The sequence below is a fragment of the Pantoea sp. UBA6567 genome (assembly GCF_002434165.1).
GTDB lineage: Bacteria > Pseudomonadota > Gammaproteobacteria > Enterobacterales > Enterobacteriaceae > Pantoea > Pantoea eucrina.
In genome coordinates this window covers 232,505-248,412 of sequence record NZ_DJJN01000003.1, presented here as the reverse complement: position 1 = coordinate 248,412, position 15,908 = coordinate 232,505, and the positions used below count along the sequence as shown (strand labels likewise).

Sequence of the window (15,908 nt, the reverse complement as noted above, 5' to 3'; positions counted from 1 at the left end):
CGGGACAGCGGCCCGGCACACGGCGCTGATTACATGCCGATATATTTTTTACCCTGCTTCAGCACCACATCACACGCTTTGGTTTTAAGCTTCTCACCCATTGGCGAGTTGCTCAGGCTCTGCAGGTTAAGCTGCTGGCCGTTACCGGTATTGAGCAGGCCCGCGATTCCCTGCTGATAATCAGTTTTCTGCGCCTGCGCCGCCGGCGTGCTCAGGCCGAGTTTGCTCAGCACCTGCTCTTTCACCGACTTCACGTTGTTATCCACCACGTTATGCTGCACGCAGTACTCCATCACGCCCGCCGCGTTGGTCATATTGCTGGCGCTGACCGCTTTATCGCCGCCGTTCAGCAGGCCGGTCAGCGTGGAGAGCGACAGCCCGCCGCTCTGCGCGCCATTGCTGCTGGTGGTGGTATTGCTGTTTTGCTGCTGCGAGAGCTGAGACGCGGCGCTGCTCAGCTGATCCTGCCAGCTCGCCGCCGACGCGCTGCCCGCGACCAGTGCTGCCGCCATACCCCATGCCCAAACGCCGCGTTGCATTGATTTACTCATGTATAACCTCATGGTTCCGTCTTTCAGACGCCGATAATGCAGGATATGAGGAGGAAGATCTCAGAAAGTTCCGGAGAAGCGGGCAGGGCCATGCAGATTGAGAGTGTTCTGGTTTCCGGGGGGATAACGACGCTGTTTTTTTCAACGCTCAGCGCACGCGCTGCTCAATAGCGGTTGCACACCCCACGGGTAACGGTATAATCGCCAGCGTTTTCCGTATCCTTATCCATGCCGGAGTGGCGAAATCGGTAGACGCAGTTGATTCAAAATCAACCGTAGAAATACGTGCCGGTTCGAGTCCGGCCTTCGGCACCATCGGAACATCAATAGACGTCAACGGACGTCTTTTTTTGTGCCTGAAATCCAGTATCCGCAAGGCTTTCCTCGCTTTTTCACTCAACCTAAGTCAACCTGATTCAATCTACATCAACTTACTGATGCGGGTACAACTGCGGGTATACCCCGGTTCGATAATGTTTGTACCCACACAGAACCCTTGAAAGGATACTCATCATGGCTCTGAGTGATGTGAAGGTTCGTTCGGCAAAGCCTGAAGCAAAAGCCTACAAACTAACTGACGGTGAAGGCATGGTTTTGCTGGTTCACCCTAACGGCTCCAAATACTGGCGGCTACGTTATCGCTTTGGTGGTAAAGAGAAGATGCTGGCGCTGGGGAAATATCCTGAAGTGTCATTGGCAGATGCCAGAGCTCGCAGGGATGAGGCCCGTAAGCTATTAGCGAATGGCGTCGATCCCAGTGAGAACAAGAAAGCTGTTAAGGTAGAACAAGAGCAAGAAGCGATAACGTTTGAAGTAGTCGCCAGAGACTGGCATGCCAGTAATCAGAAATGGTCTGCATCACATAGTGCTCGTGTATTGAAAAGCCTGGAAGATAATCTCTTTGCTGTCATTGGTAAGCGGAACATTGCAGAACTGAAAACGCGAGACCTACTTGTACCCATCAAAGCAGTCGAGTCATCCGGACGCCTTGAAGTCGCCGCCCGTTTACAGCAGCGTACTACCGCGATTATGAGGTTTGCTGTACAAAGTGGTTTAATCGATTACAACCCCGCACAAGAGATCGCTGGAGCGGTTGCTACGGCGAAAAGAAAGCACCGTGCGGCTCTGGATCTTGAACGTATTCCCGAATTACTTCACCGCATTGATCACTACTCTGGCAGACCGTTAACCCGACTTGCTGTCGAACTTACCTTGTTAGTCTTTATCCGCTCGAGCGAGCTGCGATTTGCCCGTTGGTCAGAAGTAGATTTTGAAACGGCCATGTGGACGATCCCCGGTGAGCGTGAACCGTTGGACGGTGTTAAACATTCTCAGCGTGGCTCAAAGATGAAGACGCCGCATCTTGTTCCCTTGTCGCGACAAGCTCTCGCAATTTTGGAAAAGATCAAAAGCATGAGTGGACACCGTGAGCTGATCTTCGTTGGCGATCACGATCCGCGTAAGCCGATGAGTGAAAACACGGTGAATAAGGCGCTGAGAGTGATGGGTTATGACACGAAAACGGAAGTATGCGGACATGGTTTCAGGACGATGGCGTGTAGTTCACTTATTGAATCAGGATTGTGGTCGAGGGATGCTGTGGAGCGGCAGATGAGCCATCAGGAACGCAACTCTGTTCGGGCGGCTTATATACATAAGGCGGAGCATCTGGGGGAGAGGAGGCTAATGTTGCAGTGGTGGGCTGATTTTCTGGATGCGAATCGGGAGAAGCAGACTTCACCATTTGATTATTCTAAGATTTACAAACAGTCTTTTGACGATAGATAAATATGAATTATTAAGAGAACCCAAGTCAAAATTTACAGAGATTAGTATTAATAATCAACTGCTGTTTGTTCAGACTTGGGTTGTATAATTAGAAAATAACCCCAGATTGTATTTCTTTAACGAGTTCTCCCACGGAGAATACTTTCCAACCATCGACTTTTACCGGTGTTAAATTTACTGCAATTTTTGAAACCGGCCAGGCAGCTTCTACGGTAGCAATAATTTCATGCTCCGCGTTTTGTAAGTCTAATCCCGGAACTGGTGGCGGGTATCCTTTGTGTTGCATAATGTTTATATCACCATGAATCGATGGATCTGTCAGATCGTAAATATCCTTCCAGGATTCAGCCTTCAAAAGCCCTTGTTGGGAACGTAAGCGTTGAATGATTGCCATGTCAGCCTGAGTGACAAATATTCCTTCGTGCAAAGGTTGCTTTCGATGGCAATCTTTACACAAGACGAGTAGATTTTCAGCTGAGTTATCATATTTAATACCATTTTTGTGGTGAACATCGCATAGACTTTTCATGGACATTAAATTCACACCACAATCACTACATTTGTAGTTAGCTTGTTCTCGAGTAGTTCTGGATATATCCTTCCAATTTTCTACATAGCCGCTATTTGATTTATCATAGATTCCTTTAGGCATATGGCGAAAGCAGGTACTATAATCTGAAAAAAATTCATTCAAAGAAAATGATTTAAATATTACTCTTTTCTGTTGTTTATCTATACTTCCTTTGTAATTAAGGCGTTCTAGGCAGTTCATACAAACTTTAAGAGCGACATCTTGGCTCCGACCGAGCCCATCATCAATTTCAAATAAGCCATCAACACGATTTGTTGCATGATACCGTTCAAATCGATTTTTTTGGCGCATGTCATCTAATGTTCTACACCAGGCAATATGAAATCGCTTCCCTTTCTTTCCATCTTCAATAGCCGCATCATAACGTCCGGTATGGTCTCTAATATACAAAAGAACCTGTCTCCCTTGGTAGGAAATAAGACCACTGCCGGGATCAAGATCTTCAATTCTAACTTCTTTACCTGCAGAAAGTTCGATATCAATTGGATCAAAAACTACAGGCGTTTCGTCAAGGAAAAAATCAACGCCTTCCGGCAACATTTTTCTTCCTAACTGAATAAGTTCAGAAATGTCGATAGATAATTTCATCTCTTACTCCTGAATTATTTTTCTAATCTGCAACTCGGCATTTGTTACAACTTTAAATGTTACTCGGCGAGAGCGATTGGGATCTTCTTTACCAGATTTATCAAGAATAGGGTGTGCGGAAGAATATCCAACGGCAGCAAATTTACTTTTTACCCACTTCTGGTGTGCTGCGCTTTCTTTTAAACCATAGACATACTGCAGTACTGCTCGTGTTCGCCCTTGCGAGAGTTCCATGTTATTAAAATAGGCCATGTCAGAATTGGATGCTCCAGTCCAGTCAGTACTTGTATGTCCCTCAATACGTACTTCAGTAATATGTTCCTGGTAGTTATCAAGAACTTTAAGGTAGCGAGGGAAGAAATTATCAAGGATCTGTTTAAATTTTGGCTTAAGCTCTGTGCTACCTAAACCAAATAAGACATCGGGTGATTTAAAACGGACCTCAAGAGTTTGTTTGTCAATTTCAGCATCCCAAGCTGGCAAATCCTTTGTAAACTCAGTTTCTAGTGCATTATAGAGTTGAAGTTGAGCATTTTCATAGGCGACAGCCACTTCTTTAATTTTTTCTTTTTCAATACGCACATAGTGCATGTAGGCGATAGAAATAAACATAAATACCATCATCAGACCTGCCATTAAATCTGACATTGAAACCCAATGTTCATTATCTTGATCTTTTTTAGGGGCCTGCTTGCCAAGGATTTTATCCATTAGCAATTATCCTCGTTTTTGATTAGCAGAAATTAATGTTTGCAGTTGTCCCATGACAGCGTGATACTCTTTGAGTAGTCGCTCGTAGTTACCGACAAAACCTTTGCTGATTGAGAGCAGAGCATTCCCTAGTGATTGCATCTCACGATTCATTTCGCGCTCTGTTGCTTGCTCAAAAGCATGTAACTGCTCGTTAATTGAACTACCAAATTTCTCAATTGACTCTTTCACCTGAGATGTCAGTCCCGCGCTTGCTTTATCAAACGAAGATTGCATTGAACCAAACATGTTATCGGCATTGCTGGATAATTGTTGATTAAATTTCTCACCTGTCTTACTGAACATATCAATAACATTAGTAGTGTTTTGTTCCATATTTCGATGCAATTCTCTTGAGTGTGTTTCCAGAGATTTCAGGAACTCATCACCACTTTGTTTCATCTCCGTAATAGTGTCTCCAAGCGTGCTGGTAAGAGTTTCAGAGGAATTGCTGACATCATGCGCCATTGATGCAAAAGCTTGCTGTGTCTGAGTCACTGACTGTCTGAAACCTTCAGTGCCTTCATCAAGGGCAACTCGCATCGAATCAGCATTGATAAGTATCTGCTGACTGGTTTGTTCAAGAGACGCGCTGACATTCGCGGCACCTAATTTTAAGAGTTCACCCACTTCAGACATTTTTGTTTGAATTTCAGGTAAAACATCAGTTGCCTTATCGCGTATGGCGACAAAGGTTTCCAGATGACGGGAGAGTTCACCAATTTGGTGCTGATTCACTTGCAGCACGTCACGAAGCTCAGCCATCGCAAGAGGAATCTCTTTGCATTCTTCCCAGATCCCTGCGACAGCTTTTCTGGTTTCGACTAAAGATTCAACACTTTGTTGGTATTGCTCACCCATCTGCTCAACTTGGTTTTTATAGTTTTCCTGCCAGTCGACAAGTTTTTTTACAGAAGTATCAAGTGCTTTGAAATTCTCACCGAATTGTTCAGTTAAATTATTGTTGAAATCAATAATAACTTGCCTAAGGGCATCGATAATTTGTTCGGTTGCTCCTTTTGCCATCAGGTCTGCAAATTGCTGTAATTGTTCCCAGAGCTTATTACTGAAATTAGAATGGTTAGATATTTGTGCCCGGGAGGCATCACTGATTTCATTACGCAGTAGTTTTATTTGAGCAACAATGGAACCCTCTTCGCTACCACTCATGCCAGAGATTAACTTCACTAAATGTTTATTTTGTTCTTTTAATTCTTGATGGATATGCTCAGGAGTAACCGACGCTGGAGTATTCGCCTCCAATAGGCGACGTTTATTGGCAAAAAAGAAAGCATCTAATCCATTAAACAAAATTGCGAAAAACATTCCAACAATACTGGTAATGAATGCTGTCTTAAGACCTCCTAATAATACTGGGATGCTGGTATCAATGCTTTCAGTATTAAAATTAAGCAATCCAATAATGATACCGATAAAAGTACCCAGTATGCCTAATGCTCCCATTAATGTTGGAGCATACTCTCGGAATTTGTTATGAATATTTTTATAATCACACCACCAAGCAGCACAAAATACAAAGATAACAGCCCAAATAAAAATGTTTGTGACGAGTGTGGAATCAATTGATTGAAACAAATGTTCAAAAAGCTGAGCTAACATTGTTATTCCTGTAATAATCACAGTTAGTAATGCTGGTATAAAAATTGTATGTACACCTTGTAAAATATGTGGCCTTTAAACCAGCGAATCTTCGTTGATTGTATCAACTTTCGCCAAGATATACATGATTTCTATCATATTTTGTTGGTCTCAGGCGTTGAGCTTTCCTGCAATCATAGTAATCTGTTACTAATTGTATCAATCGAAGGCAGGTTGCTTGTGAAAACTCCAGTTAACCCACTTTTGCGATGGCTCAATGCGTTTTTTAGCAGTCGTTCATTACCCGGAGCTGATGGGAGGGCGCTGTATGCTTACCGTTGTCATGATGCAGAGTATGAAAGTTTGGCTGCTCTTCTTCGTGCCCATGTTCCACGTAACTACCCCAAAACCATATTCATTTCTTACAGTGATGTTTTGTTCAGCATATACGCCGCTGAGTTTATCCGCCGTAACCATACTGCAGGACATCCAAGATGGGACGTTATTTTAGAATCGATTGGCTGGAAGGTACCTTACGCACATCGGCAAAAGCTGGTAAATGATGGGATCCGTTACTGGAAAAGAAAGGTGAGAAGTCTGGGTCAAGCATCGGGTTATCTGCATACTCTGGCTTGCGAAGGCGGTTTGCCCATCCGGATGATTGAAAATGAAAGTGGCTATTTAATAACCTATTTCAAACGAGTTTATCAGGCACTACGTGGGCAATCGTCAAGGCGTCCTGCGGAAATAATCGCACAAGAACTGGGCGACACTATTCCTGCGACAATGCAAAATGAACTCGTCTATGAAATAGCTGGTGAATTTTGCGAGACACTTCATACGTTACTCAATGAGCATCCCACTCATGGTCAGGACCCCGTTTCCTCACTACGCAAACAATATCCTGACTGGCATCTTCAACTTCCGTTGGTACTCCCGGAAGAGAATGCCTCAGAGATTGTAAGACGATTACTTTCTCAATCTTCAGAGCCCCGTATATCAAGCAATGTGCTGGTTGAAAGGATATGGGTTGATGTTGATGACAGTTGGTATTGCGATGCCCGGTTTCGATTTCCGGCCACAATGCGTACTGAACAGTTAATATCCCTGTTTGAAAGCAATATTCAGCCGGAACAGACACGACTCATCATTTCTGCAAAATGGAGAAATGGTGGGGCCCGGTTGGCAATGCTAAGCCGTTATGAACAGCAAGATTGGCGAGTAGAGTTATTACCCTTCGCTATGCAAAAACTCTCTGGGGCAGATGCGATGGCCGAAATATCGTTGTCGCTCCATGAAGGGCCGATTCTGCTAGGTCACGTAATTCCCAAAGGGGGTTATGAGCTTACCGAAGATTTACCATGGGTTTTTGAAGCGATGAATGAGAGCGAGTCGCAGTTAAAACTTGTCGGCATGGGCTCTGTTAGTTCCAGGCAAAACTCTCTTTTTATTTCGCTACCGACAAATAGTCATTTGGATATTAGTGGAGAAGGTGAGTTTGATATCCCGAGGTTGCTGAAAAATAGTGAACGTAGCTTAACTAAAATAAGCGGAGTATTCAGCGTTGTTTTACATGATGGCGCAGTTTGTACGATTCGCACGCAGCAACTTTATGATTCTGCGATTGAGTATTATATAAAACCGACAGAGATCGATCTGGTAAAATCTGATTATCCTGTCCATCGTGCCTGGCCAAAGATCGGCTGGAAAAAGGATATGCAGCATGGCATTGTCCCAGAGAACGAACTTTTTTGGCGATCCATTCGTTCAGGTAACAACTCCTGGTTTTCTGTCGCATCAGTAATGCCGAAAGGGCAGATAGAAGTCAGGCGAATAGTCAATGGTGAGGTTTTATTTAGCGGTAAAGTTGTGATTTTGCCAGCAGATTTCGATATTCAAATTATTCCCGAGACTGCTCAGAAAGGAGTTATTGTACTCTCTGGTATAACGGATGCAAGGGTTGATAAATATTCAAACAATGAAAAAGTAACACTTAAATCAGATTATTTGCAAAACGAGTGTGTTATTGATTGTAATTCATCACAGATGCTAGAGAGCACTATCAATTTACGAGTATCCTGGAAAGATGGTTCTAATCTTAAATTGTTATTACCTAAGCCCGTTAGCGGTGGACGGTTTGTAAGTAATGATGGTTCTGTTCATTTTGACGGTGTTGCATCTATAGCACATTTGCATGGCGTAGACGCTGAGCTGTTAACAATATCTTGTGCCGGGAAAGGATATCTTAATATCGAGTTGTTGGATGAAAACCCGATGTCTGAAAAATTTCATTATTTACATGCGGATATTCCATTGTTATCTGGCCGTAATGAAAAATTGCAACAGATTTCACTTTATGAGAATTATAATCTGCTGAACGCCATGCTTGTATGTGCATGGAAAAATGATAGTTCATTACGTGTTGATTTTTACTCTGACAGATTTGGTAAGGACAAAACAACACTCAATATTAAACGCTACGATGGCCGTTTTATTGAGGGTGATGAAAGATTGCTGGTTGATATAAAATATTCTATTGTTTTTCCTTACCATAAAATAGACGGCATGGTTGTTGAAGCCATTTCTCTTAATACTCCTGACTTATGCACAGTCCTGCTGAAAAAAGATGAGTCTGGTTATGATTTCTCGACGTTGAATAATCAAGGTGGCCCATGGTTAATTGTGGGTAAAATTGATGGTGCAATTCGTATTGCACCAGTGATTAAATGGATGTTACCTACATTACAAACAGATGATTTATTTCTAAATGCTATATGCAACGCAGAACCAGAACAGCGCAAGGAATATTATAATGCGCTATTTTTGGAAATAAACAATAATCCTTTGCAAAACTCTTGTTATTTGTTAGTTGAGTATATTAAAAAATACAAGTTGAATAATAACTTGCCTTTGCTGGAACTGGATTTATTTAGAGAAATTTCGAGTAATTATTGCGTGGTTGTTCAGTTGTTAATATCATCATGTCTTTCTGGGGATAGTGATGCTATTTATGATATACAGGAGGAATTACCCTTCTCATGGGGATGGATTCCTGTTTCAATATGGAAAGATGTCTTTGAACAGTGTTGGTATTCTCTGGAAAAACAGATTAATGATAAGGCATTTGCATTAAATATACTACAGCCATTTATTGCATTTATAAATCATCAAGCGCATATCGATCGTCGATTAGTTCCCATCGCTAATATGTTGCTTACACATAGTGAGATATTACCTGCAGGTTGCACTGTATTGCCATCTGTAAGCCGCGAGCAGTTTAATGATGCCAAACAGATGTTATTAAGAAACCCAGATAGTTTTGGACGTGTCAGCATTTTTTCTAAAGAGCTTTGGGATAGTGCTATTACTCCAGACCTTAAATCTGTTTTTAATAAATTTTGGATCGAAAACACATATCACACTCGTTTTGAAAAACGTTTTAATTTGATGTTAGTCGCGGCGCTGCTTTCCCAAAGAAACAATAAACTTATGCATCAGCTAACTGCACTTTTTGAATTTCACTATCAGCAAGCCCCGCAGCAATTGGGGGTTATCTATCAGTATTATTTTGAACAAGCAGGAGTATGTCATTGATGAACGTTCAGCAACTGCATTATGCGCCACTTCTAAATCAGCTTCATCAGCGTGCGGTGAGGTCGGTGGTAAGTCAGCTGGCATTGCGGAGCAAGTCGTTGAGTCAATATCTGGAATCTCAATATTTCCAGCCTCCAGGTCTGGGGGGGTCACTGCTTGCAGATCCGGTATTCGAAAGTACGTTTGGCTGGATGCCTGCGAATGAAACAATGGAGGATTTGCGTGACAAACTGATCTCCAGCCCGCTGGTTGATGCTTTGAGCAATGCGCCAGTGCCGTTTCGTCATCAGCTAACTGCGTGGCGAACGATTCTTGAAGAGAAGCAGTCCCTATTAGTGAGCAGTGGTACAGGGTCAGGAAAAACAGAATGTTTTATGGTGCCGGTGCTGGAAGATCTTATTCGTCAGCAAAATTTGACCCGGCAGTCACTAACAGGGACGCAGGCTATTTTCTTGTATCCGTTGAATGCGCTAATAAATAGTCAGCAAGAGCGGCTTCGCGAGTGGACTCGCGGGTTTAAAGGGAAGATACGCTTTGCGCTATATAATGGCGAAACCCGGCATACCAAATATGAAGTTCAGGAAGACCAGCTCAAAGTACCTGAACAGGCATTGAGTCGGGAAGCCATTTATGAAGCCCCACCGTCCATCATGGTGACGAATACCACGATGCTGGAATATATGCTGATTCGTCGCAAAGATGCCCCTGTCATTGAAAAGTCCCAGGGAATGCTGAAGTATATCGTCCTTGATGAGGCTCACAGTTATATTGGCTCTCAGGCAGCTGAATTAGCGCTGCTTTTACGTCGCGTCATGCAGGCCTTCAATGTTGGACCTGGTACAGATAAACCTGTGCAAATCATTGCTACCTCGGCCACTATTGGTGAAGATTCTCCTGAAGGTAATAAAGAACTTGCTAAATTTGTTGCCGATCTCGCGGGGGTCACAGAACGTGATGTAAAAGTAGTTCGCGGCTATCGACAAATACCGCCGATATCGGAGTCTCTTATTCGTCATGAATATCCCACATCTTTAGCATCTCTTAACTCACTAAGTTCTCAGGAACTTTACCAACAGCTGTGCCATTACCGTGTGGCCCAGCAATTGCGTCAGGCGTTAACTCACCCCGGACGGCAGGCGGTACGTTTGAGTGAATTGCTCAATGTTGCCAGAAGAATCTGGCCAGATATTAATCACCGTGAGCTGCTGCAACTTCTCGATCTGATGGCGAAATCGCGAGAGGGTGAATCTAAATTTTCACTGGCTTTTACGCCATTACGTATGCATGGGTTTATCCGAACACTCGCGGGTCTATGGGCATGTTCAAATAAACAATGCGCACATAAAGCGAGTGAATTAGGTGAGAGTGACTGGCCATTTGGTCAGGTGTGGTTTGAACAACGCCAATATTGCGACTGCGGTGCGCCTGTGTTTGAAGTTTTGCGTTGCTCAGGGTGCGGTTCAGCGTATTTATCAGCCAAAGAGGAAATGCGCGGTGATGGAACGAACTGGTTGGTGGCGCAACCCGCAGCCGCAGAAGAAGATGAATTTGCCCTTGATATTGATGTTTATCCCGAAGATGAAGAAAACGATGGATTAGAGAATAGCCATCAATTTGATCGTCTGTTAGCGAGCGCTGGTGAAAAAACTATTGTTTCACTGGAGGATACCACTGCGGGCAAAATTGACGGTGGGGCACAAAAGCACTATGAGGTAAACCTGTTGAGGCCAGAACATCGGGGGGAGGAACGCAATAATTCTTTTTCCTGTGTTTGTTGTGGTGATACCCAACGGAAAAATAATCCTTTATTCCGCCCGCTTCGACTCGGCGCGCCCTTTTTTTTGAATGAAATTATTCCTACCTTGCTTGAATTTTCGCCTTTACCACAAACAAGAGAAGAGCGGTTAGGGCCGTTTAATGGTCGACGCCTGCTCACTTTTACGGATTCACGTCAGGGAACCGCCCGCATCTCTGCCCGCTTACAGCAGGACGCAGATAAGGGTACGTTGCGAGCTCTTTGTTACCAGGAGCTGGCAAATATTAATGAGCCATCAGTAAAGCTCAGTCCGGCACACTGTGCATTGTTAGAGAGTTTTATTACCCAGTTTTCTATCCCTCCTTTAAAAAATTCCATCGACGCACTGAGAAAAGCGATGGTAGTAAATGAGGAACTGAGCCCTGCGGATGTTCAGGCGCTTGAAATTATTAAGCCGATGGTTAATTCCTTAAGCCAGGAACATGCTCAAGCAATGCAAATACTCCTGGCCAGCTCTGGCAATCAGCAGAAGAAAACCATGTCGTGGCAAACACTGTCTGAGCAGCTGGTTGGCAGTGTGGACCTTGCTGATAGAATGAGAGGAAGTTTTAACGACATGTCTGGGCTCGATCTTACTAAACAACAGTTTGCTGATTTTTGTTTATACAGTGAGTTTGGTCGCCGCCCTAAAAATGCCTGGACCCTCGAAAGTCTGGGGCTGGTGGCCATTCACTATCCATTTATTGATAAAGTCACAACCTGCCCGCAGGACTGGAAGACATTATTACCCGACCACGATAAGCAATTACCGGAATGGCGTAATTTATTGAAGATTACCCTTGATTTCTTTATACGTGAAAACAGTGCTGTTTTTTACGAAAACGAGGAGTACCCTCGCTGGATGGGGGCTCGTTTCCCGGTAAAAATGCTGCAGGGGCCAGATAAAAAATACAAAGGGCAGAAACGTGATCAACTTTGGCCACAAATACGCGATCGCCATTATAACCGGGTCATTAAGCTGTTAATTGCTGTCTTTCCAGCAATACAGCCTGAGCAGGCTCACTGGAAAGCGCTGGTTAATCACTTAATGAATGAGGTCTGGGAAGCTATTCGACCATGCCTGCGTCAGTTTGAATCTGGTTATCAATTGGACATTAAACAACAAGCTGAATTTTACAGTCCAAAGCAAGTTTGGCGTTGCCCCTATACTCGCCGTGCGTTAGATGTCACTTTATTGGGTTATTCTCCGTATTTACCAGGTAGCAAAGAGATAGCACCTGAAAAAGCTGTATTGATTGAAATGCCTGAGCTTCCTGTGCGTCACTGGCGTTTATCCGGTGGTGGAGAAATGGCGCGAGAAGATCGCCTGCACTGGCTGGAAAGTAATGAACTCATTCAACATGCTCGGGAGGAGGGGGTATGGTCTACTCGCAGCGATCGATTGGCCCTGAAAGATAGCTGGTATCGTCTGGAGGAACACTCAGCGCAGCGAACACCAGAGAAGAACCAGTTCAATGAAAAACAATTTAAAGCAGGGAAAGTCAATGTGTTGAACTGTTCCACGACCATGGAAATGGGCGTGGATATTGGTGGTATGAGTTTGGTCGCGATGAATAACGTTCCTCCGGCTCCGGCGAATTATTTGCAGCGTGCTGGCCGCGCTGGCCGTCGCGGTGAAAGCGCATCTGCCGCCATTACGTTATGTAAAAACACCGCGCATGGAATGGAGGTATTCAAAGACCCTCTCTGGGCGTTCAACACCGTTGCGAGTGCCCCACGGGTTCGTTTTGGTAGCAGTAGTATTGTTCAGCGGCATGTTAACGCATTGGTTTTAGGTGCGTTTTTACGAGCTGAAGTTCCTGATGCGACAAAACTGAGTTGTAAATGGTTCTTTGAAGGTGATGAGAGCCAGTGTCTTCGTTTTCTCCATTGGTTAAATCATCAGGCCGATCAGCTGGCGGATAAACTTAAACGCCTTACCCAGGGAACTGTACTGATGTCATTGACGCCGCCACAGCTCTTGACTCGTACGCAAACGATGATGCAGCTGGTTGATACTCGTTGGAGAAGCCAACTTGCCATACTGTTGGAAAACATCGAAGCGTTGAAAACAGATAACAGCGCGTGGGAAGAAACGCCAGCAGGCAAAGCAATCACTTATCAGCTTCGTGATTATCGCGGTGCTTATCTGTTTTCTAAACTCATCAGTGAAGCGTTCCTGCCGGGTCATGGTTTCCCGGTTGGCGTGGTCAATTTCAATTATCTGACCGCGGATGAACTGGAAAGACGTCGCGCAATAAAAGCCACTCAGGCTGACCCTAATGAAGGGGGAGAAAACTTTTCTCGCCGCATTGAAAAACTGCCCAGCCGTGACCTGTCCACAGCATTACGTGAATATGCTCCTGGTGCTGATGTGGTATTGGGCGGAAAAGTATATCGTTCCTCGGGTATTATGCTTGGTAAAGTACTTGCCAGCGGGCAGGAGCTGTCTGGCGATCATCATATTCCGTGGTTCTGGCATTGCCGTAAATGCGGCGCGGGAGCGACCAGCGCCACCCGGCCTGTCGAATGTTGCCACTGCAAGGCAGATATACAGCAGCTTGATGTGAAGCGGTATTTACAGCCTGTCGGTTTCGCGACAGACATTCGTTATCAGGCACATAATGATGTATCCATGCCTGCGCAACTTCCCTGGAAAGATCCTCGTGTTCTTGTACCTTCTTCGGTATGGGTCTCCTTACCCGATGCTGGACTCGGACGTTACCGTTTTAGTCATAACGGGGAATTGTTCCACTTTAGTGAGGGTGAATTTGGTCATGGCTACGCAATTTGTCTTTCCTGTGGCCGGGCAGAATCTCAAACCCAGCCCCAGCGTACTCCGGAGAATCTAAAGAACCCGGAGAAGGAAAATACACACTACCTGTTGAGAGGCGGTAGTAATGATCGGCAGGGGAACAATAAATTGTGCCACGGTCATGTTCATAAAGATCTGTGGTTGGGATATAGCAGCCGTACAGATATGGTTGAGCTGCAACTCAGTGATGATAGTGGCTTACTGATCAGGGATGATGTTGCCGCGCGTTCCCTTGCGGTTGCTTTGCGTGAAGGATTAGCGCATAAATTGGGTATCGAAAATACTGAGCTGGGCGTGACGACACAGCAAGCGCGCGATATCGATGGCTTCACTGGATATTCTATCTTTATTTACGATAATAATGCTGGTGGTGCGGGTTATGCAGTGCAATTGATCGATGATTGGTCGGATGTCTTTAATTACGCCAGAAAATTGCTCGATTGCAGCTGTGATAAATTCTGCCACCACTGCTTGCTCAGCTACGACAGTCAGCATTATGTCGGCAAATTAGATCGTCACCAGGCATTAACCCTGCTCACTAATCTTCGTCTACAGCGGCTTAATCTCGCGCCAGAATATCAGTACTTCGGAGAAAGTAGTCGGGTTGAAACCAACCCACTCAGTTTGCGTATTGCGCAATGCCTGAACAGCGAGGTTTATGATTCTTGCTCGTTGGTTCTTGCTGGGTCGCAGGAACAGTGGAGTTTTGCGCAATGGCCATTATTTAAAGAGTTACTCCAGTTTGCTTCCTCTGGGGGCAATGTTGAGTTGCTGATTGCCACGCAGCTGGAAAACTTAGCTGATAGCACCAGACATCAGCTTTCCGCGCTAGCGGCGATACCGGGTGAATGCTTGCAAGTGAAATCTATAGACACTGCGCAACTTGTGCAAGGGAATGGGCACTTACTGGCACAGGTCACTCGTGAGGGGCAAACCCAACAGTGGGCCGCTGCCGACAGTGCCACCGTTTCGCCCGGTGAATTATGGGGACAAAGCTCGGCATCGCCGGTAGTGACGATTAAAGGGGCGTCCAGAAAAACATTCTCGGGTCAGACTTTGAGTGCAGAAGACTTACTGCCAGCATTGCCCGCCGGGGCGGTACGCATCAATCTCAGCCAACAACTTGACGGTCAGGTGGAAGGTTTTGGTTCGCGTTTCTGGGCACTGATAGCTCAGCAGCATGCTGGCTGGAAGAAGGTTTTTACTAATGGACGCGAAATTACTCACGTCCATTATAGTGATCGTTATCTCAATAGCCCATTTACTGTACGTTTGTTAGGTGAAATTTTGACGGAATTGGTTGAACAGGGGCTGGCAGAACGTGCCGAACTCACTGTTTCAGTTAAAAAGTTAGAGTACAGTTCTCGCCAACACGATTCACTCTATAACGCATGGCTTGATGAGCAGGATCGCCAGCAAGTTATGACCACGTTGCTGGAAGAGGGCTACCTTGGGCCAGCCTGGTCAGGGAAAATCTCATGGTTAGCAGGAGATAATCAGAACACCGATCACGGACGTGAACTGACCGTGACCTTCAGCGATGGCAGTGAACATTATGTGTTGCTCGATATGGGACTGAGTTACTGGCGTTGTACAGGTGACACATTCTTCGATTTTTCAGGACGAATACCGAATCAGGTCGAGCGCCTGGCAACATGCCGGGCATTGGTTATAGCCCCGGATAATGGATTGAAGAGTTATATCATCGCAGGCTAAACGAATTCTCCCCCACCGACTCAGTGTGGGGGAGTTGACCCAACTCACTTTTTAACTATCGTTGTTTGAAATTTATGCGTGATTTCTGCGCATTACATTCCATTTTATCCCCCTGACGCT

General features: G+C 44.9%; 7 protein-coding genes and 1 tRNA gene. 4 read left to right on the top strand and 4 right to left on the bottom strand.

What is annotated here, in order from left to right; translation table 11 throughout:
- Window positions 1–29: 29 nt before the first annotated feature.
- On the bottom strand, window positions 30–551 hold the full coding sequence (locus B4M48_RS02370; protein WP_414692653.1) for a DUF2501 domain-containing protein: 522 nt from the start codon (window positions 549–551) through the stop codon (window positions 30–32).
- Between the two features lie 230 nt (window positions 552–781).
- Between B4M48_RS02370 and B4M48_RS02365 the strand changes: the two genes are divergently transcribed.
- Together B4M48_RS02365 and B4M48_RS02360 are read left to right on the top strand one after the other, a co-directional pair.
- Window positions 782–866 (top strand) — tRNA-Leu (locus tag B4M48_RS02365).
- A 198-nt stretch (window positions 867–1,064) separates the two neighbouring features.
- Window positions 1,065–2,339 (top strand): tyrosine-type recombinase/integrase, encoded by a 1,275-nt coding sequence (locus B4M48_RS02360; RefSeq protein WP_288655860.1) that lies wholly within the window; start codon window positions 1,065–1,067, stop codon window positions 2,337–2,339.
- Window positions 2,340–2,427: 88 nt separating this feature from the next.
- Here B4M48_RS02360 and zorE read toward each other — a convergent pair whose 3' ends face one another.
- The 3 genes from zorE to zorA2 are packed head-to-tail and all read right to left on the bottom strand — an operon-like array spanning window position 2,428 to window position 5,889.
- The gene (gene zorE / locus B4M48_RS02355; protein ID WP_288655857.1) at window positions 2,428–3,519 is read right to left on the bottom strand and encodes a type II Zorya anti-phage system protein ZorE; all 1,092 of its coding nucleotides are present in this window, start codon (window positions 3,517–3,519) and stop codon (window positions 2,428–2,430) included.
- A gap of 3 nt (window positions 3,520–3,522) precedes the next feature.
- Window positions 3,523–4,230 (bottom strand): type II Zorya anti-phage system protein ZorB2, encoded by a 708-nt coding sequence (gene zorB2 / locus B4M48_RS02350; RefSeq protein WP_023343022.1) that lies wholly within the window; start codon window positions 4,228–4,230, stop codon window positions 3,523–3,525.
- A 6-nt stretch (window positions 4,231–4,236) separates the two neighbouring features.
- The gene (gene zorA2, locus B4M48_RS02345; RefSeq protein ID WP_288655854.1) at window positions 4,237–5,889 is read right to left on the bottom strand and encodes a type II Zorya anti-phage system protein ZorA2; all 1,653 of its coding nucleotides are present in this window, start codon (window positions 5,887–5,889) and stop codon (window positions 4,237–4,239) included.
- A 213-nt stretch (window positions 5,890–6,102) separates the two neighbouring features.
- On the opposite strand from zorA2, the gene B4M48_RS02340 reads away from it, so the two are divergent.
- Both B4M48_RS02340 and B4M48_RS02335 read left to right on the top strand, forming a co-directional pair.
- Window positions 6,103–9,462, top strand: a complete 3,360-nt coding sequence (locus tag B4M48_RS02340) for an STY4851/ECs_5259 family protein (protein WP_288655926.1) — start codon at window positions 6,103–6,105, stop codon at window positions 9,460–9,462.
- Window positions 9,462–15,788 (top strand): DEAD/DEAH box helicase, encoded by a 6,327-nt coding sequence (locus tag B4M48_RS02335; RefSeq protein WP_288655852.1) that lies wholly within the window; start codon window positions 9,462–9,464, stop codon window positions 15,786–15,788. The genes B4M48_RS02340 and B4M48_RS02335 overlap by 1 nt, the downstream gene beginning before the upstream one ends.
- Window positions 15,789–15,908 lie beyond the last annotated feature (120 nt).